This window comes from Thermocrispum sp. (assembly GCF_002919275.1).
GTDB classification, from domain to species: Bacteria; Actinomycetota; Actinomycetes; order Mycobacteriales; family Pseudonocardiaceae; genus Thermocrispum; species Thermocrispum agreste.
Map to the genome: position 1 here is coordinate 16,446 of NZ_PKFA01000007.1, position 18,862 is coordinate 35,307.

The window sequence follows — 18,862 nt, forward strand, 5'->3', positions numbered from 1 at the left end:
CTTATAGGACGTGCGGGTGGCCGCTTGCGTGATCTCCGCCCTGGTGTGGCGCGAGCGAGGCTTCAGCCGGTGGTCGCCCGGAAGATCTGCGCGCCGCCCGCCTCGGCAGGCCGCACCGCCACCGGCGGCTCGCCTGCGGGCAGCCACACCGAACGGCCGCGCGGGACGGTCAGCTCCCGCTCCCCGCGCAGCACCACCGAACCGCGGCTGCACAGCACGATCTGTGGCCGTCCGCCGGCCAGCACGATCTCCCCGTCGTCGCCGTCGGTCCACTCCACGCGGGACAGCTCGAACTCCGGCGCCGGGGTGTGGTAGACGCGGATGCGCGGCTCGTCCGGATCCGGATCCCCCGTGCTCACCGGCATCTCGCCGCAGGTGAAGTCCAGCACGCGCAGCAGCTCCGGCACGTCGACGTGCTTGGGGGTCAGGCCGCCCCGCAACACGTTGTCCGAGTTGCCCTGCAGCTCGATCGCCATACCGCGCAGGTACATGTGCAAATTGCCCGCGGGCAGGAAGATGCCCTCGCCCGGCTGCAGCGTCAGCCGGTTCATCAGCAAGGAAGCCAGCACGCCCGCGTCGCCGGGGTGGCGGTCCGCCAGCTCCAGCGCAGTGTGGCACTCCTGCTCGAACTCGCCGCCGGCGTCGACGTGCTCCGCGCACGCCTTCAGCACCGCGGGCAGCAGCTCGTCGAGGTGCTGCTGCGGCATCGTGATCCACGTGGTGAACAGCGCCCGCAGCCCGTCCCGGTCCGGCTGCCCGGCCAGCAGTCCCGCACTCTTGGACAGCTCCGCCGAATCCAGCGCGCGCAGCAGCGCCACGGTGCGCTCGGCGGGCGCGAACCCGGCCAGCGCGTGGAACTCGGTCAGTGCGCAGACCAGCTCGGGCTTCGGCGTCGGGTCCGGGTAGTTGCGGTGCGGCGCGTTCCGCGGAATGCCCAGCTTCTCCTCCCTGGCGAAGCCTTCCGCGGCCTGCTCGGCCGACGGATGGGCCTGCAGGGACAGCGGCTCGTCCGCCGCGAGCACCTTCAACAGGAACGGCAGACGATCGGAGAATCGCCTGGCCACCTCGGGCCCCAGCTGGCCGGAGGGGTCGGATTCGATCAGCTCGAGCAGGCTCTGCTCCCCGCCGTCGGGGGTGGCCACCCGCGAGGGGTCTTGCGGGTGGGCGCCCATCCACAACTCGGCCTCGGGATGCTCGGTGGGCGCAGGACGACCGGTGAATTCCGCCAGTGCCGTCCGCGATCCCCAGGCGTACGGACGCACCGCGTTGCGCAGCAATCGCATGTCAGGCCTGCACCGAGTGATAGCGTCCGCCGACCGTCCCCGAGGCGAGCCCCAGGTACAACGCCGCCATCTCCATGCGCAACGCCAGCACCGCGGCCAGCGCCGGCTCCGCCACACCCAGTTCATCGGCCATGTCGAGTACCTCCGCTTCTGGCAACACCTCGTGCGCCGACCGCCGCACCACGCTGGCCGCCGCGTCGGTGCGGATCGCCACCAGCAACAGCCGGATCCGCGGCACGACCCCGTCCTGCGCCTCCTCCTCGGGGTCGGCGAAGATGCTGGATCCAGTGTGCTCGTTGACCACCGCCCGGTGTAGCGCCACTCGAGTTACCGCGTGCCGGTATTCGGCCGCATCGGCCACCACCGCGGCGTCCGCGGCCAGGGCATGCGCACCGTAGCCCGCGACCGCGGCGGCCACCGGATCCAGTCCCCACAGCAGCGGCGTGCGCTCCGCCCAGCGCAGCGCCAGCGACTTCGCCGGATTGACGAACGACTCGTGGCCGAGATGGTTGCGCTCCGCCTCGGCGTCGAGCTGATCCGCCACCAGGTCGACGTCCACCGGCAGCAGGTTCAGCCCGGACACGGTGAGCAGCCCGGTGATCAACGCGCACGGGAAGCTCTCCGGGATCGCCCCGCGCAGCTGGGGAGAGATCAGCAGGCCCCGGCCGGCGACCGCGGCGGCTACCGGCCCTTCCGGCGGCGCGGTCAGCACCACGGTCGCGCCGTACCGCACCGCCCGGTCCAGGGAGACCGCCAGCTCGTCGTCCCCCGGGTCGGCGGTGAAGGCGTACACCACGTCCAGCGCACCGACCCAGTTCGGGACCACGTCGGTGACCACCACCGGCACCGGACACCCCGGAGCCAGCAGGCTCGCGATCACCCGCATGGCGGCGCGGCCGGTGCCCTGCCCTCCGGCCAGCACCAGCGCCCGCGGCCGGTCGACGTCCAGATGCCTGGCCAGATCCTGCTCGCGTGCGATCTCCGCGGACGCCCGCACCTGCGCACCGGCCATGGCCGCCGCGCGCAGCCGCGCTTCGGTGTCCGCCTCGGCCAGCCGAACCGGATCGTCGAGCAGGGTGTCGTCGAAGCCGGTCATTGCTCGCCCGCGTCCTCCACCGTGTCCTTGCCCGGCTGGATCGCCTCGTCCAGCAACAGCACCGGGATGCCGTCCCGCACCGGGAACTGCCGCCCGCACTCGGTGCAGGTCAGCACGTCGGCGTCGGGGTCGTCCGGCGTCCCGGCACGCAACGGAGCATGATCCTCCGACGGGCAGGCCAGAATCTCCAGCAGCTGCTCGTCCAGCTCTACGGCCACGCTTCCTCCCTACCAGGGTCCGCCGCTACCCGCGGATGATCGCCAGCACCTCGTCGGCCAGCGCCGCGACCGCGTCCGCGTCGGCCGCTTCCGCATTCAGCCGCAACAGCGGCTCGGTGTTCGACGGACGCACATTGAACCAGCTTCCGTCCGGCAGCTCGACCGTCAGGCCGTCCAGCTCGTCGATCCGCACGCCCGGCCGCTTGGCGAACGCCTCCTTGACCGCCATCATGCGCGCGACCTGGTCGTCCACCCGGGAGTTGATCTCGCCCGAGCCCGCGTAGCGCTGGTATTGCGCGGCGAGCTCGGACAACGGCCTGTCCTGCTCGCCGAGCGCGGCCAGCACGTGCAGCGCCGCCAGCATGCCGGTGTCGGCCCGCCAGAAGTCACGGAAGTAGTAGTGCGCCGAGTGCTCACCGCCGAAGATCGCGTTGGTCTCGGCCATCGTGGCCTTGATGAACGAGTGGCCGACCCGGGTGCGCACCGGCTTCCCGCCGTGCTCGCGGACCAGCTCGGGAACGGCCTTCGACGTGATGAGGTTGTGGATGATCGTGGCGCCCGGTTCCTTGGCCAGCTCCCGCACCGCCACCAGCGCGGTGACCGTGCTCGGCGGGACCGGCTCGCCGCGCTCGTCGACCACGAAGCACCGGTCGGCGTCGCCGTCGAAGGCCAGCCCGGCGTCGGCCCCCAGCTCGCGCACCTTGGCCTGCAGATCGCGCAGGTTCTCCGGCTCCAGCGGGTTGGCCTCGTGGTTGGGGAACGTGCCGTCCAGCTCGAAGTACAGCGGCTCGATCGTCACCGGCAGACCGTCGAACACGGTCGGCACCGTGTGCCCGCCCATGCCGTTGCCCGCGTCGACCACCACGCGCAGCGGTCGAATACCGCTGAGATCGACCAGTTTGCGCAGGTAGGCCGCATAGTCGGCGAGCACGTCCCGCTCGGTGCGCGTACCGCGCGGACCGTCGTAGCCGGGCACGCCCTGCTCGACCGCCTCGCGGATGTCGGCAAGGCCCGACTCCTGCCCGACCGGGCTGGCCCCTGCCCGGCACAGCTTGATGCCGTTGTAGGCGGCCGGATTGTGGCTGGCGGTGAACATCGCGCCGGGCAGATCCAGCGAACCCGAGGCGAAGTACAGCTGATCGGTGCTGGCCAGGCCGATCGACACCACGTCGACGCCCTGCGCGAGCACACCTTCGGAGAACGCCCGCGCCAGTCCGGGCGACGAGTCGCGCATGTCGTGGCCGATCACCACCGCCCGCGCGCCTTCGCCGCGCATCAGGCGCGCGAAAGCCGCGCCGAAGTCACCGACCAGTTCCTCGGTGAGCTGCTCGCCCACCACACCCCTGATGTCATACGCCTTGACGATGCCCGACAGGTCAGTCACACGGCCCCCGATTTCTTGACAAGCAGCAGCGGATACCGGTGCCGAGCCTACCGGGACCGGGCCCTACGTGACCGGGTCGGGCAGCACGCGCAGGTGGCCGCGACGGGTGCCGCCGCTCGGCGGCCGCTCGTCGGGCTGCTGCTGCGGCGGGGGTTCCTTCCTGCCCGCCTCGCGGACGGCTTCCGCCAGCGCGGTCAGCTCGTCGCTCGACGGCTCGTCGGAGAAGTCACCCTCGTGCCGGACGACCTCCCAGCCCCTCGGGGCGGTCAAACGCATCGCGTGTTCGGCGCACAAGTCGTAGGAGTGCGGCTCCGAGGCCGTGGCCAGCGGACCGACAACGGCCGTCGAATCGCTGTAGGCGTAGGTCAGCGTGGCGACCGCGGGAAGTCCACACCCCGACCGAGAGCACACACGCACGGTTCGCATGGCCGCAAACTGTAGCCGGAGTCGACCAGCACTGGGCGGAGGCGCACCGAGGGAAATCACATCGTCACCATCGGGCCACCCCGATGTCCGTCCGATGGTGCCCGCACGGGCAACGGCGACCGCCCGAATGCGCCTTTCACCCGCGCGGCGGGCGGCACCACCGGGCCGTCGGCACATGCCGGCGGGATGCGGACCGCCACGACGTAGGCTGCCAGCGTGGGTAGCAATCGCATCCGCCGACGGGATCGACGCGGCCGTGGCCTGCGCGGGCCGCTGCTGCCCGCGACGCTGCCGGCGGCGGCCACCCGGGCGGAGCAGTTCGACGCCTTGGTGGTCGAGGTGCTGGAGCCCATCGAGGCGCGCTGGGCGCACAAGCTGGCGGAGCTCGACGTGGCGGTGGACGAGGTCCCGGACGTCCGCGGAGAACCCGACGACGAAGGGCTGCTGCTGGACGGGCTGGTGCCGCTGTCCCGGCTGGTCCCGGTCGGGGTCGACCGCAACGGGGTGCCCACCAGGGCCAGGATCGTCGTCTACCGGCGTCCGCTGGAAGCGCGCGCCAAGGATCCGGAGGAGCTGGCCGACCTGGTGCGCGAAGTGTTGGTCGAACAGATCGCCACTTATCTCGGCGTCGATCCCGACGACGTCGAGTAGCACCCCGCTAGCCTTCGTCACCACCCGGCGACGTCTTCCTGCGCCTGCTGGGGATCGCGGTCAGCAGGGTGAACAACACCGCGCCGATCTGAGCCAGCAGCAGGATCTCCCGCACCGTGTCGTCGTGGCTCACCTCGACCTCGGCGGACCGGGTCGGCACCTCGACCGCGACCTGGTGGCCCCACGCCCGCACGATCGGCCGCTGCCTGCCGTCGACGGTGGCTTGCCAACCGGCTTCGTGCGTGGCGGCCAGCACCAGCAGGCGCCCCGCCGGGCCGTCGGAGACCCGCACCCGCACGTCCGGCGGGCTGGTCTCGACCACCGCGACACCTTCGCCTTCGATGTCCCCGGTCGGCGGCTCGCCGCTCACCGCCAGCTTGGTCACTTCCGGCGCGATCAACGTGACCGGTCCGCTGGGCGGGCGTAACCGGATCAGCTGCCGGCCGTCGGCAAGCGGCGGCGCCGTCGTCGCGATCTCCCCTGCGGTCGTGATCACACCCGCAGCGGGCACGCCCGGCGGGAGCGCGATGAAACGGACACCCGCTGCACCGGCCGCAGCCATGGTGTCCCGCACCGCCTCGGGGTCGCGCGAGGTGAGCAGCACCTGCTGCCATGCCGCGAGCCGTTCGGCCGCGCCGTCCGGCAGCTTGAGATCGTCGTCGCCGAACCGAGGCGTGCGGCCGGCGGACAGCCGTGGCGGATCACCGTCGGCACGCAGCTCGAGGATCGCCGTCGAGGTCCGGCGCAGTTCCGACGCGATCGCCGCGGTCGGCTCGATCCGGTCGGCCGGGCGCAGCGGGCCTTCGCGGCCTGCGACCACCGCGGCCGCGGCGAAGACGATCAGCCCGCCGAAGGACACCGCGACCGCCAGCCGCTGAGCCAGCCCGAGCGGGGCGCGCCGCAGATGCGCTCCCGTCTCGTACTGGGTCACCGCGAGCAACACGCACAGCAGGCCCAGCCCGATGATCAGCAGTGGCGCTCCGGCCCACCCCACCCGGGCCTCGCCGCCGCCGGGCGGAACCATCGGCACCAGCAGCACGACCGCGAGCGCGGCGCCACCCAGCGCCACGATCCCGCCGCCGACGACCGCGCTCAGGGCCGGCCGGACGATCACGCCGACCAGCGCGGCGACGATGAGCACCGCACCCAGCGGCACGGCGCCGACACCGCCGGGGTGCAGGGAGAACAGCTCGCCGCCGCCTGCCGTCACCTCCGGCAGGCGGGCTCCGACGCCATGCAGCAGCAGAGCCGGGTTGCGCACCCACTCGGTCGGCCACGGCAGCAGCAGGGCCAGGGGCAGCAAGGCCACCACGGCCATCCCGGCGATGCGCCGCGTCATCCGCACGGTCGACGGCGCCACCACGAACCCGGCCACCAGCCCGATGACGATCACCACGTGGGTGAGCGGGCTGAAAGCACCGATCAGCGCCACCCCGAGCGCCGTGGCCCCCGCGGTGGACAGCCAGCGCCGTCCGTCCCGGGCATCCGGCTTGGCCAGCACGTCCGGCCGGAGCACCGCACCGATGCCTGCCACGACGAGCGGCAGCAGGATGTGCGCGACCACGACGTCGAGTCGACCCTGCGCGACGGCAGCAGTGGCGGGCGGCAACACCGCGTAGACGGCGGCCAGCAGCGCACGCACCCAACGCCGGACCCTGAGCCTGCGCGTGGCGGCATATGCGCTCAGCGCTGCCAGCGGGATGTCGAACAACAGCAGGAGCGCCACCAGTGCGGCGGGCCCACCGACCGGCGCCAGCGGAGCACCGAGCGTGCCCAGCACTGCCAGCGCCGCAGGCGCGTGCGCCGACGTCCCACCCCCGACGGCGTGCCAGCCGGTCAGGTAGCTCGTCCAGATCTCCGCGAGCGAACCGACCGGCAGCAGCCGTCCGCCGGCCAGGTCGAGCCCCAGCCGATGCCAGTTCACCGCGAGCGCGAGAGCGACCGCTCCCACCGTCAGCAGCAGTCCGGGGGCGAGCAGGGTCGCGGTGAGGATGCGCTTGCGGTCGATCTCGACGAACACCAGGCCGGTGGACGCGGCGTGGGCGCCCGGGGACGGCCGCCACCGCTGTTCCTCCTCGCGTTCGTCCTCGGCGGGCAGCTGACGTGCCGCTTCCTGGCCGGCCAGCGGGACGGCCACCACGCCACGCGTCCGGCCACCGAAGGTGGCTGCCTTCAGCTGCTCCGGCGGCGTCCACGTCGTCCTGACCGCCTTCATCTCCGGCAGGCGGCCGAGCGCGACCTCCTGCGCCACGTTGCGCCGCACCAGCGCCAGCACGAGACGGCGGACGCCGCGGCGGACACGCGCGAACCGGCCGATGAGCAGGCCGCGTACCGGCGAACGCTTCCCACCTGGCGCGAGACGGCGCCACTCGGCGGCACGCCGGGCGCGATCCGCCCGGAGGCGCGCCAGTCCGCCGAACACCACCCCGGCGCCGGCGAACTCGGCACGCGCCCGCAACGAGCGTCCGATCAGCAGGAAGGCGATGCCGCGCAGCAGGCACAGCAACGCCAGCCGGGGCACCCCCACCAAGAACGACAACCGGGAGCAGTTGAGCAGGAACGTGCGCACCCCGGCGCGCCGCTCGGCGATGCGGAGCGCGGCCGGGTCGGTCGATTCCAACGCGGCCGTGTCCCGGTCACCGGCCTGCACCGCCCTGGCGTGCCGGATGTGCGCCTGCGGCACGCTGAGCACGGTCCTGCCGACCGCGTTGGCCCGCCACCCGAAGTCGAGGTCCTCCCCAAGCAGCGGAAACGACTCGTCGAACCCGCCGACGTCGTCCCACAGCGCCCGGTCGACCAGTGCGCCCGCGCTCGGCACGGCGAGCACTTCGGTGCTCTGCCCGGTCGGGCCGTCCAACGGGGTGCCCGAGGTCTTCAGCCCGCTGTCCTGGCGGCGGTGCCCCGACGCATCGGTGGACAGCCCGGCCTCGACCACCAGCCGGGGATCGGCCCAGTCCACCCCGAGCGGGCCGAGCACGGCCGCCGACGGCGCCGCCTCCGCGGCATTCAGCAGGGTGGCCAGGCAATCGGGTTCCGGAGCGCTGTCGTCGTGCAGCAGCCACAGCCACCGCACCTCGTCGTCGAACGTCTCGTCGGCCAGCTTCACGCCTGCCTTGACGGCGGCGGCGTAGCCACTTTCCCTCGGGACCGTCACCACCGCGTCGATCACCGACGCCGCGGATTCGGCGGCTTCGTTCAGCAAGGACGCCGTGCGGTCGGCCGAACCGGTGTCGACCGCGACGATGCGTGCAGGACGAACACTGCTGCGCTGGAGTGCTCGCAACACCGTCGGCAGCCACGCTTCGCCATCGTGGCACACCATCACCGCGAGCACGGGCGCCGTTTGCGGCGCTGCCTGGCCTTCCGACACGTGCAGAAGGTAACCGCCGCCGGGGCGCGCTCCCGTCATCACCCCGCGCAGCGGACGCGGCTACGCCGTGCGCTTCTTCAGCTTGCGCCGCTCCCGCTCCGACAACCCACCCCAGATGCCGAAGCGCTCGTCGTGCTGGAGCGCGTACTCCAGGCACTCACTGCGCACCTCGCACCCCTGGCAGATGCGCTTGGCCTCCCGGGTCGAGCCCCCCTTCTCCGGGAAGAACGCCTCCGGATCGGTCTGCGCGCACAACGCGCGCTCCTGCCAGTCCTGCTCCTCGGCCACGTCGAACAGCTCGGCCAGGATGTCGAGCTCGGGTGCGGAGTTCCCCACCCCACTCATGGCCTCCCCCTGACGCCTTGGTTCCGCGTTACCCACGTCCGCCTCCTTGCCTCCACGCAGCTTGCGGCGAACACATTCGTCCCCGGACAACCGCACCACGATTTCCGCTGTCTACCTGCGCAGCGACGCAAATGACATTACTGTGATTACACCCTTGTGATCCCACCCGGTCAAGCGAAGTCCCATAGTTGGGGGATACGAATTCCGCGACGCGCAAGCCGACACGCCGAGCAATTGGTTGGTTCCTCACGGTGCTGCCGGCTTGATACGGCCCACTGCGGGCGCGGGGTCGCTGGTAGTTCAGACTAAACGGGTGCCTCGATCAGCTGTGCGCCCCAGTCCGATCTTCCTCGCCCTGCTGGCCGTCGCCGTGGCCGGGGGCCTGCTCGCCGCGTTCTTCCCGCCGGTGGAGCTGGACGTCTCCGGCGAGGCGGGCACCAATCCGCTCGGCATCACCGGGATCGTGCTGCTCGTGCTGGGCGGCTGGGCGGTGTCGCTGACGCTGCACGAGTTCGGGCACGCCGTGGTGGCCTACCGGGGCGGGGACCGGGAGGTGGCGCACAAGGGCTACCTGACCATGGACATCCGCCGCTACACCGATCCGATCCTGTCGCTGGTGCTGCCGCTGCTGATCCTGGCCATCGGCGGCATTCCGCTGCCGGGCGGCGCGGTGTGGATCAACCAGTGGGCGCTGCGCTCCCGGGCGGTCTCGTCGGCGGTGTCGCTGGCAGGCCCGCTGTCCAACCTGGCGCTCGGCGTGCTGCTCACCGGCGCCGTCGCCCTGTTCCCGGACATGCCGTTCGGCCTGCTGTGCGGGCTGTCGCTGCTGGCGATGTTCCAGATCCTGGCGTTCGTGCTGAACATCCTGCCGGTGCCCGGGCTGGACGGCTACGGCGCGATCGAGCCGTATCTGTCGCCGCAGGCGCGCGAGTTCGGCGCCAAGGCCAGGCCGTGGGCTCCGCTGGTGCTGTTCGCGCTGCTGATCGCGGTGGAGCCGGTGGCGCGGGTGTTCTTCGAGTTCTCCTACTTCGTGTTCGGCCTGGTCGGCGGGAACGAGCTGGCCGCGATCATCGGCCTGCAGCTGTTCCAGTTCTGGCGCTGACCGGGCCCGCCGCGCCCGGTGGCCCGGCATCGCCACACCGACGCACCGGCCTGGCAGGCGCGCACCGACGCACCGGCCTGGCGGGCTCACGCCTGCGTGCCGGCATGCTGTTGCATCCACCTCCTGGCCCGCTTGGCCGCCTTCTTCAGCGCCGACCGCTCGGACAAGTAGTCCGCGGGTGCCCCGATCACCGGGAACACCCCGAACATCCGATAGATCAAGCGGCCTTGCGGGCGCTTCTCCAGCTCGTCGCTGATCGCCAGCAGCGTCCGCCCGAGGCGCCACAACGTGACCGCCAACGCCTTCAGCGACATCTTGCCGCCGGGTTTGCCGGGCAGGTCCTCGGTGAGCTCGCCGATGCGCCGGCGTTCTTCTGGCTGCTCACCGGCCGCCAACGCCCGGTCGACGTCGCGGTCGAACAGCACCCATGCCAGCAGCCGCACCCGATCGGCCTTGTCCGTCACGCCGTGCTCGCCTGCGATCGCGCACAACAGCAGCCCCTGGGCGGCGGCGCCGACCGCGTCCTGCACCGGAAACCGGTCGGCCAGTGCACCGCCGAGGCCCGGAACGGCGGTGATCAGCGCCGTGATGCGGCCGACGCGGTGGATCCACCACGCCGTGCGTTCCTCGGCGTCCATCCGCTGCCAGCCCGCACTGCCTGGCACCCGTACCGCGGCGAGCCCGTCGATCAGCCGCCTGCGCAGGGTCGGTTCGACCTGCTCCAGCTCGGCAAGCGACTCACCGCGTTCCTCGGCCGCCGCCATCTTCGCCCGCAGCCCCAGCGGGTCGGCCTCGCGCAGAGCGTCGAGCACCGGTGCGGTGGCCGCCACGAACGGGCGCAGCACCGCCACCACTTGCTTGTCGCTGATCGGCTCCGCCACGACTCCCCCTGCTCACTCCGTTGTCCGTCGACTGTCGACCCAACCGCACACCGAGCATCAGCGCACCCGGAATCGAACCGGCGGCCAGCAGGCCGATGCCCCGCCAGTCCTGGATCAGCACCATGTCGCCGCCCGGGCCGCCCAGGCCGAGCACCAGCACCGTGGCCAGCCACAGCGCCAACGGCAGCGCGGCCAGCCCCACCGGGGCGTGCATGCGGACGGCCACCCGGGCAGTCTGCGACACCAGCCACGGTGTGCTGACCGCAGCCACCACCAGGCTGATCGGCAACGGGTACCAGCCCGCCAGCGGCAACACCGCTCCGTCCAGCCGCAGCGGCACGAAGAACACCTCGAGCACCGCCAGCAGTACGGCGTCGACCAGCAGCAGCGTGAGCAACAGCTGGTCGGCGACGTCCGCACGGCTGCCATGGCTTTCCGGACGACTCATGCCAGCCCGCCGAACAAGTCGTCGGAACATCCACCGGACGGCCCGTGCGCCAGCCGGAAGTACTCGGCGGTCAGGTCCGGCTGCACCCGGTTGTTGGACAGTGCCCAGCACACCGGCGGACCGTCCCACACGGCGATCTGTGTGGCATGCGCGCGCAGGGCGGCTTGCTTCGCGGCGGCCGCGCTCCGGGTGTCGACGACGGTCGTGACCACGTCGTCCGGGACGGTGGGCACGTCGTCGATCTCCGGCACCGTGAACGGCAACCCGGGTACCGACCGCAACCGGTCCAGCGATTCGGCCACCGGGGTACGCGGCGAGACCACGTGGAAGACCCGCCGCACCGGCTCGGCCCGCACCGCGGCGGCCATGGTGACCTGGTGGGCGCGGATGTGGTCCGGGTGCCCGTAGCCGCCGAACTCGTCGTAGGTGACCACCACCTGCGGCCGGAGCTCGTCGATGATCGCCGTCAGCTGGGCCGCCTGCTCGTCGAGGTCGCCCCGGACGAAGGCGCGGGGATGCTCGGCCGAGGGGGTGCCCGCCATCCCGGAATCCCGCCAGCGGCCGATGCCGCCCAGGTAGCGGTGCTCGGCGACACCCAGCGCCCGGCACGCGGCCATCAGCTCGCCGTGCCGGTATCCGCCCAGCTGATCGGCCGCCCATGCGCCCAGCTGCGCCAGCTCGGCCGGAATGATCTCGCCCTCCTCGCCCAGCGTGCACGTCACGACCACGACCCGTACGCCCTCCGCGGCGTAACGGGCAATGACGCCTCCGGTCGCGAGCGTTTCGTCGTCCGGGTGCGCGTGCACCAGCAGCAAAGTGCGATCACTCATACGCCTACCGCTGTCCGGTCGATCCTGGGCAGGCGGCCACGGCGCGCAACCGCGCCGCCCACCACGTCCGGCGGGGTCACCGGCCCCGGCGGCCTTTCGTTCCAGCCGACCCGGTCCTGCACGAACTGCTCGGCGGACGGAGGTTGCTGGCCACCCGGTCCCTGCACCGGTGCCGGCAGCACCCCGTCGAAGACCGGGATCCGGCCGGAGGTGACGAGCACCACGGTGCCGTCGTCGTGGCAGGCGTCCCGGGCCTCACCGCTGTGCAGATGCTTCATCCGCCGCTTCTTTCGTCCCTGACCCCCACGCGGACAGCCTAGGACCCGGCGAACCGCGACCCGCGCGGCGGCTCACTTCGGACACTGTCGGCGAGGACGATGCGGCTCTGCGTCAATGCCATACACATGGGGTAGTCGGCCGCATTCGCATTGTTACTGTCGGGTAAAAGGACCACTCGACGGACTGGACATTATTAGCCCAAAAGAGGTAGTAGTGTCCGATTGTGACGGCTTCGTGACGTCATTCGTGGCCAGTTGACGACAGCGGCGCATTAGCGTCCCAACGTCCGGGATGAGCGACGACTATTCCGACAAAGCCCGCGGCAACCCTGTGCCGCGCAACGCGAGACACCTCAAGGTATGAGCTCGGAGGAGACCCATGCGTAGACCACGCTGGATGGCGGCAGTGGCCTTGGTGCCCATCGTCGCCTTGACGTTGACCGCCTGCGGCGGCGACGACGGCGCCGGCGAGGCGGCAGACAGCAAGATCACGGTGAGCGGTACCGCGCCGGAGAACCCGCTCGTCCCGGGTAACACCAGCGAAGCAGGCGGCGGCAAGATCGTCGAGGTCCTCTACAGCGGCCTGATGCGCTACGACTCCGACACCGGTGAGCCGGTGCCGGAGCACGCCGAGAAGGTCGACGTCTCGGAGGACGGCAAGAAGATCACCTACACCCTGAAGAAGGGCTGGAAGTTCCACGACGGCACCGAGATCAAGGCGGAGCACTACGTCAAGGCGTGGAACTACACCGCCTACACGCCGAACGCCCAGCAGCACTCCAGCTTCTTCGTCGGTGTCAAGGGCTACGAGGACGTCACCAGCGAAGACCCCGACGGCGACGGCCCGAAGAAGGCCCCGACGCCGAAGAAGAAGGAGATGTCCGGCGTCAAGGCGCTCGACGACTACACGCTGCAAGTCGAGTTCGACAAGCCGATGCCGGCGTTCCAGTACAAGGTCGGCTACAGCGCGTTCATGCCGCTGCCGGACGCCTTCTTCGAGAACAAGGAGGCGTTCGAGAAGAAGCCGATCGGCTCCGGCCCGTTCAAGTTCGTCAAGCAGACCGCGAACAGCATCGTGCTCGAGCGCTTCGAGGACTACCAGGGCCCGAAGAAGCCGAGCATCAAGACCGTCGAGTTCCGCTTCGGTACCCCGGAGTCGGACTACGACGCGGTTCGCGACAACAACCTCGACTTCTTGAACAACATGCCGCCGAAGGCGCTGGTCGACAACGTCTGGCAGCAGGACCTCAAGGGCCGCTCCGGCCCGTCGGGCAACCTGTCCATCCAGGAGCTGTCGTTCCCGCTGTACGACCCGAAGTTCAAGGACCCGAACCTGCGCAAGGCCATCTCGATGGCCATCGACCGCCAGCAGATCTCCGACAAGATCTACGGCGGTAGCCGCACCCCGGTGAAGGGCTACGGCGTGCCGAACCTGCCGCTGTGGGAGGACGGCGCCTGCGGCGAGCTGTGCGAGCACAACCCGGAGAAGGCCAAGGAGCTGTTCGACAAGACCGACTGGGGCAACAAGCCGATCGAGATCACCAGCAACGCCGACGGTGGCCACAAGGAGTGGATCGAGGCGGTCTGCGGTCAGATCGAGGACGCCCTGGGTGTCGAGTGCAAGTTCGTGCCGGTGCAGGAGTTCGGCGTCATCCGTGAGATGGTCAACAACCGGGAGATGACCCAGATCTACCGCGCCGGTTGGGGCGCCGACTACCCGCACGTGGAGAACTTCCTCAACCCGATCTTCCGCACGGGTGCCTCGTCGAACGACAACGGCTACTCGAACCCGAAGGTCGACGCCAAGCTGGCCGAGGCCGACGCGACCGTCGACGACGAAGAGGCCGCGCGGCTGTACCACGAGGCCGAGGAGCTGATCGCGCAGGACATGCCGGTCATCCCGCTGTGGAGCAACCCGTACATCGCGGGCTGGTCCGAACGGCTCGAGAACGTCAAGGTCGGCAAGCTGACCGGCGAGCTCGACCTGCTCTCGGTCCGGATCAAGTCGGAAGACTGACCGCGCTCGGTCGCATGCACCGACGGCGGCTGGCCCACTGCTGGTGGGTCAGCCGCCGTCTGCCGACCGCCAACCGGTACCGTGCCCGGCGGGTTGATCCCCGTAGCGGCGGCACCGGTGGATAAGGAGAGCTCATGGGCCGTTACGTCATAAGACGCTTGTTGCAACTCATCCCGGTGTTCATCGGCACCACGTTCCTGGTGTACGTGCTGGTGTGGGCCCTGCCGGGCGACCCGTTCGCCGGCATGTGCAAGAGCACGTGTCCGCCGGAGTTCCGCCAGGCGATGATCGAGAAGTACAACCTGGACGAGAACATCTTCGTCCAGTACTTCACCTACCTGGGCAATCTGCTGCAGGGCGACTTCGGGACCACCTACTCCGACCGGGAGGTCGGCGAACTGATCGAGGCCGCCGCTCCGGTGTCGATCACCTTGGCCGCCATCGCGGTCGGCTTCGAGGCGCTGATCGGCGTCACCGCGGGCATCCTCACCGGCCTGCGGCGCGGCAGCTTCATCGACAACCTGGTGCTGGTGTCCACGCTGGTGGTGATCGCGTTCCCGGTGTTCGTGATCGCGTTCGTCGTCCAGCTGGTGCTGGGCAGTTGGCTGGACATCATCGACCTGACCGTGTCGTCGGATCCGAGCTTCACCGAACTGCTCGCCCCAGGCTTCGTGCTCGGCAGCTTGTCGATGGCCTACGTCGCCCGGTTGACCAGGACGTCGATCGCGGAGAACCGGCGCGCCGACTTCGTCCGCACCGCGGTGGCCAAGGGCCTGCCGCAGCGCCGCGTGGTCGGCGTGCACCTGCTGCGCAACTCGATGATCCCGGTGATCACCTTCCTGGGCACCGACCTGGGCAGCCTGATGGGCGGCGCCATCGTGACCGAGGGCATCTTCGGCATCAACGGCGTCGGCGGGCTGGTCTACTCGTCGATCCTGTCCAAGGAGGGCACCGTCGTCACCGGTGTCGTCGTGCTGCTGGTGATCGTCTTCCTGATCACCAACCTGATCATCGACCTGCTGTACGCCGTTCTCGACCCGAGGATCCGCTATGAGTGACCCCACGATGGCCGCCGAAGGCGTACCCGCCGGTCAGACCGGCGACTACATCACCGCGGCCGAGCACGCCACGGGCACCAAGGAGAAGACCCGCAGCCTGTGGTCGGACGCATGGCACGACCTGACCAGGCGGCCGCTGTTCGTCATCTCGATGGCCGTCATCGCGTTCTTGGTCGTGGTGGCGATCTTCCCGTCCTGGTTCGCCGAGGAGAACCCGCGGCTGCGGGACCTGGACCGCGCCAGGATCGGGCCGAACGTGCCGTACCTGGCCACCGTGCTGGCCATCATCGGGTCGGGCATCACCGTGATCGCCGCGATCCTGGCCACCGTGGGCAAGCTGCGGGACGGCGTCAGCAGGAAGATGGCGCCCTACGTGGCGGGCATCGGCGGCGTCCTGCTGCTCGCCGGCGGCTTGATCAACTCGGTTACGCTGTACCTGGTCATCGGGGCGCTCGTGTTCGCCTGCGGCGTGGTGTCCGGCGTGCCGAAGGTCAGCCGCTTGCTGCGCGGCAACGCCGGCACGTGGGGCGTGGTCGCCCTGCTCGCCGTGGCGGGTGGCGCCGGCCTGTTCATCGCGCTGGACGATTTGTCGACCGTCGAGGTCGGGGCGGCGTTCGGCTACGACCAGCAAGGCCGTGACATCTACGCGCGGGTGGTCTACGGCACTCGCTACACGCTCCTGGTCGGGTTCAGCGCGACCCTGCTGACCGTGCTGATCGGCAGCTTGATCGGCATCCTGTCCGGCTACTTCGGTGGCTGGCTGGACAGCCTGCTGTCCCGCATCGGCGAGGTGTTCTTCGGCCTGCCGTTCGTGCTCGGCGCGATCGTCATCCTGAGCGCGTTCCGGTCGGCGGGGTTCGACAGCGCACCCGCCATCGTGGCCATGGTGGTCATGTCGATCTCGGTGCTGTCCTGGCCGGTGTCGATGCGCATCATGCGATCCGCCGTCATCGCTGCCAAGCAGCAGGACTACGTCAAGGCCGCCAGGGCGCTCGGCGCGTCGTCCGCCCGGATCATCTTCCGGCACCTGCTGCCGAACTGTCTCGCCCCGGTGCTGGTCTACGCCACGATCGCGCTCGGCGCGTTCATCGGCGCCGAGGCGACGCTGTCGTTCCTCGGCATCGGCCTACGTGACCCGGCCGTGTCGTGGGGCGTGATGATCGCCGACTCGCGCGACTACATCAGGGCCTCGCCGTTGCTGCTGATCTTCCCGGCGTCGTTCCTGACGCTCACCGTGCTGGTGTTCGTCACCATCGGCGACGCCGTCCGCGAGGCGCTCGACCCGAAGCTGAAGTAGGAGCCATGACTGCCAACACGTCAGAGTCGGTGTTGACCGACCCCACCACGAACGGGCAGGACGGACCCCTGCTCGAAGTGCGCGACCTGCACGTCGAGTTCCGCACCCGCGACGGTGTGGCGAAGGTGCTCAACGGCGTGAGTTACCACGTCGACGCCGGGGAGACGCTGGCGGTGCTGGGTGAATCCGGTTCCGGCAAGAGCGTCACCGCCCAGACCATCATGGGCATCCTCGACTCGCCCCCGGCGTTCGTCACCGGCGGCTCGATCAAGTTCCGCGGCCAGGAGCTGCTGAAGCTGTCGCCGGAGAAGCGGCGGCTGTTGCGCGGCGACGGGATCGCGATGATCTTCCAGGACGCGCTGTCGGCGCTGAACCCGGTGTTCACCGTCGGCTTCCAGATCGAGGAGCAGCTGCGCATCCGCAAGGGGATGAGCAAGGCGGAGGCCCGCAAGCGGGCCATCGAGCTGCTCGACCTGGTGCGCATCCCGAACGCCAAGGGTCGCGTACGGCAGTACCCGCACGAGTTCTCCGGCGGGATGCGGCAGCGCGCGATGATCGCCATGTCGCTGGCGCTCGACCCGCAGCTGCTCATCGCCGACGAGCCGACCACCGCGCTGGACGTCACCGTGCAGGCCCAGATCATGGACCTGCTGGCCGAGATCAAGAACGAGCGGCAGATGGGGCTGATCCTCATCACCCACGACCTGGGCGTGGTGGCGGAGACCGCCGACCGCATCGCGGTGATGTACGCGGGCCGGATCGTCGAGCACGGCGACGCCCGCTCGGTGTACAAGGCACCGGGCCACCCGTACACCATCGGGCTGCTCAACTCGCTGCCCCGGCTGGACCAGAAGGGCCAGACGCTGGAGACGATCAAGGGCTTGCCGCCGAGCTTGCTCAACATCCCCAGCGGCTGCCCGTTCCACCCGCGGTGCCCGCAGGCGGCCCCGGTGTGCAGCACGACGGTGCCGGGCAACCACGACCTCGGCAACGGCCGGTACAGCAAGTGCCACTTCGCCGAGGAGGTGGTCCGCAATGGCTGAGCCCATCCTGCAGGTGCGTGACCTGGTCAAGCACTTCCCGGTCAGGCAGGGCATCGTGTTCAAGAAGACGGTCGGCCACGTGCGGGCCGTCGACGGGGTCTCGTTCGACCTGCACAAGGGCGAGACGCTCGGCGTGGTCGGCGAGTCCGGCTGCGGCAAGTCGACGCTGGCTCAAGTGCTGATGTGCCTGGAGCCCCCGACCAGCGGCTCGGTGCTGTTCGAGGGCAGGGACATCTTCAAGCTGCGCGGCAACGAGCTGCGGGCGCTGCGCCGCGAGATCCAGATCGTGCTGCAGGACCCGTACACGTCGCTGAACCCGAGGATGACCGTCGGTGACATCGTCGGGGAGCCGTTCGAGATCCACCCCGAGGTCGCGCCGAAGGACTCCCGGCGGCGCAAGGTGCAGGAGCTGCTGGAGGTGGTCGGGCTCAACCCCGAGCACATCAACCGCTACCCGCACCAGTTCTCCGGCGGTCAGCGGCAGCGCATCGGCATCGCCAGGGCGCTGGCGCTGCGGCCGAAGGTGATCATCTGCGACGAGCCGGTGTCGGCGCTGGACGTGTCGATCCAGGCGCAGGTGATGAACCTGCTGGACTCGCTGCAGAAGGAATTCGGCCTGTCCTACATCTTCATCGCGCACGACCTGTCGGTGGTGCGTCACCTGTCCGACCGGGTCGCGGTGATGTACCTGGGCAAGATCGTGGAGATCGGCACCGAGGACGACATCTACGAGCGGCCCACCCACCCGTACACCCAGGCGTTGCTGTCCGCCGTCCCGGTGGCCGACCCGGACGTGCGGGGCACCAGGCAGGTGATCCGCCTGGAGGGTGACGTGCCGAGCCCGCTCAACCCGCCGTCGGGATGCCGGTTCCGCACCCGCTGCTGGAAGGCACAGGAACTGTGCGCCGAGAAGGTGCCGGAGCTGGTGGACCGGGTCGCCGGACACCCGAGCGCGTGTCACTTCGCCGAGGAGCGATCGGTGGTTCCGTGACACTCACTCCCTGCGCGAAAGGCCCCTGCCGGATGCGGCAGGGGCCTTTCGCTGTCGTCGGTCCGTGTCGTCACGAATCACTCGCTGCAGCGCGCCGCTGCCCGGCGGGCGCACACAGCGCGGAGCACCGGCTCCCGTCCCGGC

The 18,862-nt window shown here is 70.3% G+C and carries 17 protein-coding genes and 2 pseudogenes; 8 read left to right on the forward strand and 11 right to left on the reverse strand.

What is annotated here, in order from left to right:
- Positions 1–62: 62 nt before the first annotated feature.
- From manA to CXP56_RS01535, 5 genes are all read right to left on the reverse strand, one after another.
- Positions 63–1,283, reverse strand: coding sequence for a mannose-6-phosphate isomerase, class I (manA, locus tag CXP56_RS01515; RefSeq protein WP_028847685.1), 1,221 nt, complete (start codon positions 1,281–1,283; stop codon positions 63–65).
- A gap of 1 nt (position 1,284) precedes the next feature.
- The gene (locus CXP56_RS01520; RefSeq protein ID WP_286899314.1) at positions 1,285–2,379 is read right to left on the reverse strand and encodes a hypothetical protein; all 1,095 of its coding nucleotides are present in this window, start codon (positions 2,377–2,379) and stop codon (positions 1,285–1,287) included.
- Positions 2,376–2,597, reverse strand: coding sequence for a Trm112 family protein (locus tag CXP56_RS01525; protein ID WP_286899316.1), 222 nt, complete (start codon positions 2,595–2,597; stop codon positions 2,376–2,378). The genes CXP56_RS01520 and CXP56_RS01525 overlap by 4 nt, the downstream gene beginning before the upstream one ends.
- Positions 2,598–2,622: 25 nt before the next feature.
- Positions 2,623–3,981 carry a phosphomannomutase/phosphoglucomutase gene (locus tag CXP56_RS01530; RefSeq protein ID WP_028847682.1) on the reverse strand — a complete coding sequence of 453 codons (1,359 nt, stop codon included), beginning with the start codon at positions 3,979–3,981 and terminating at the stop codon, positions 2,623–2,625.
- Positions 3,982–4,044: 63 nt separating this feature from the next.
- The gene (locus CXP56_RS01535; protein ID WP_028847681.1) at positions 4,045–4,407 is read right to left on the reverse strand and encodes a DUF3499 domain-containing protein; all 363 of its coding nucleotides are present in this window, start codon (positions 4,405–4,407) and stop codon (positions 4,045–4,047) included.
- A 216-nt stretch (positions 4,408–4,623) separates the two neighbouring features.
- On the opposite strand from CXP56_RS01535, the gene CXP56_RS01540 reads away from it, so the two are divergent.
- Positions 4,624–5,058 carry a metallopeptidase family protein gene (locus CXP56_RS01540; protein WP_028847680.1) on the forward strand — a complete coding sequence of 145 codons (435 nt, stop codon included), beginning with the start codon at positions 4,624–4,626 and terminating at the stop codon, positions 5,056–5,058.
- 7 nt (positions 5,059–5,065) lie between these two features.
- Here CXP56_RS01540 and CXP56_RS01545 read toward each other — a convergent pair whose 3' ends face one another.
- Both CXP56_RS01545 and CXP56_RS01550 read right to left on the reverse strand, forming a co-directional pair.
- Entirely contained in the window at positions 5,066–8,428 is a 3,363-nt protein-coding gene (locus CXP56_RS01545) for a glycosyltransferase (RefSeq protein ID WP_353744519.1), read from the reverse strand.
- 60 nt (positions 8,429–8,488) lie between these two features.
- The gene (locus CXP56_RS01550) at positions 8,489–8,773 is read right to left on the reverse strand and encodes a WhiB family transcriptional regulator (protein WP_028847678.1); all 285 of its coding nucleotides are present in this window, start codon (positions 8,771–8,773) and stop codon (positions 8,489–8,491) included.
- A 313-nt stretch (positions 8,774–9,086) separates the two neighbouring features.
- Between CXP56_RS01550 and CXP56_RS01555 the strand changes: the two genes are divergently transcribed.
- Positions 9,087–9,875, forward strand: coding sequence for a site-2 protease family protein (locus CXP56_RS01555; protein ID WP_028847677.1), 789 nt, complete (start codon positions 9,087–9,089; stop codon positions 9,873–9,875).
- Positions 9,876–9,961: 86 nt separating this feature from the next.
- Here CXP56_RS01555 and CXP56_RS01560 read toward each other — a convergent pair whose 3' ends face one another.
- From CXP56_RS01560 to CXP56_RS01575, 4 genes are read right to left on the reverse strand one after another with little or no spacing between them, the layout of a single operon-like run.
- Positions 9,962–10,729, reverse strand: a complete 768-nt coding sequence (locus CXP56_RS01560) for a hypothetical protein (RefSeq protein WP_342665120.1) — start codon at positions 10,727–10,729, stop codon at positions 9,962–9,964.
- Positions 10,614–11,204 carry a hypothetical protein gene (locus CXP56_RS01565; protein ID WP_342665109.1) on the reverse strand — a complete coding sequence of 197 codons (591 nt, stop codon included), beginning with the start codon at positions 11,202–11,204 and terminating at the stop codon, positions 10,614–10,616. Before CXP56_RS01565 ends, CXP56_RS01560 begins: the two co-directional genes overlap by 116 nt.
- Positions 11,201–12,034 (reverse strand): N-acetyl-1-D-myo-inositol-2-amino-2-deoxy-alpha-D-glucopyranoside deacetylase, encoded by an 834-nt coding sequence (mshB, locus tag CXP56_RS01570; RefSeq protein WP_038045015.1) that lies wholly within the window; start codon positions 12,032–12,034, stop codon positions 11,201–11,203. The genes CXP56_RS01565 and mshB overlap by 4 nt, the downstream gene beginning before the upstream one ends.
- Positions 12,031–12,312: a hypothetical protein gene (locus CXP56_RS01575; protein WP_028847674.1), complete on the reverse strand. Its 282-nt coding sequence runs from the start codon at positions 12,310–12,312 to the stop codon at positions 12,031–12,033. Before CXP56_RS01575 ends, mshB begins: the two co-directional genes overlap by 4 nt.
- Positions 12,313–12,691: 379 nt before the next feature.
- On the opposite strand from CXP56_RS01575, the gene CXP56_RS01580 reads away from it, so the two are divergent.
- The 6 genes and pseudogenes from CXP56_RS01580 (at position 12,692) to CXP56_RS01605 (ending at position 18,718) form a co-directional block, all read left to right on the forward strand.
- Positions 12,692–14,329 (forward strand): peptide ABC transporter substrate-binding protein, encoded by a 1,638-nt coding sequence (locus CXP56_RS01580; RefSeq protein WP_286899321.1) that lies wholly within the window; start codon positions 12,692–12,694, stop codon positions 14,327–14,329.
- A 134-nt stretch (positions 14,330–14,463) separates the two neighbouring features.
- Entirely contained in the window at positions 14,464–15,387 is a 924-nt protein-coding gene (locus CXP56_RS01585; protein ID WP_028847672.1) for an ABC transporter permease, read from the forward strand.
- 7 nt (positions 15,388–15,394) lie between these two features.
- Positions 15,395–15,613 (forward strand): annotated as a pseudogene (locus tag CXP56_RS01590) (ABC transporter permease); the annotation flags it as partial.
- A 303-nt stretch (positions 15,614–15,916) separates the two neighbouring features.
- Positions 15,917–16,684 (forward strand): annotated as a pseudogene (locus CXP56_RS01595) (ABC transporter permease); the annotation flags it as partial.
- A gap of 5 nt (positions 16,685–16,689) precedes the next feature.
- Positions 16,690–17,727 carry an ABC transporter ATP-binding protein gene (locus tag CXP56_RS01600; RefSeq protein ID WP_038045013.1) on the forward strand — a complete coding sequence of 346 codons (1,038 nt, stop codon included), beginning with the start codon at positions 16,690–16,692 and terminating at the stop codon, positions 17,725–17,727.
- Positions 17,720–18,718 (forward strand): ABC transporter ATP-binding protein, encoded by a 999-nt coding sequence (locus tag CXP56_RS01605; protein ID WP_028847670.1) that lies wholly within the window; start codon positions 17,720–17,722, stop codon positions 18,716–18,718. Before CXP56_RS01600 ends, CXP56_RS01605 begins: the two co-directional genes overlap by 8 nt.
- Positions 18,719–18,862: the final 144 nt, after the last annotated feature.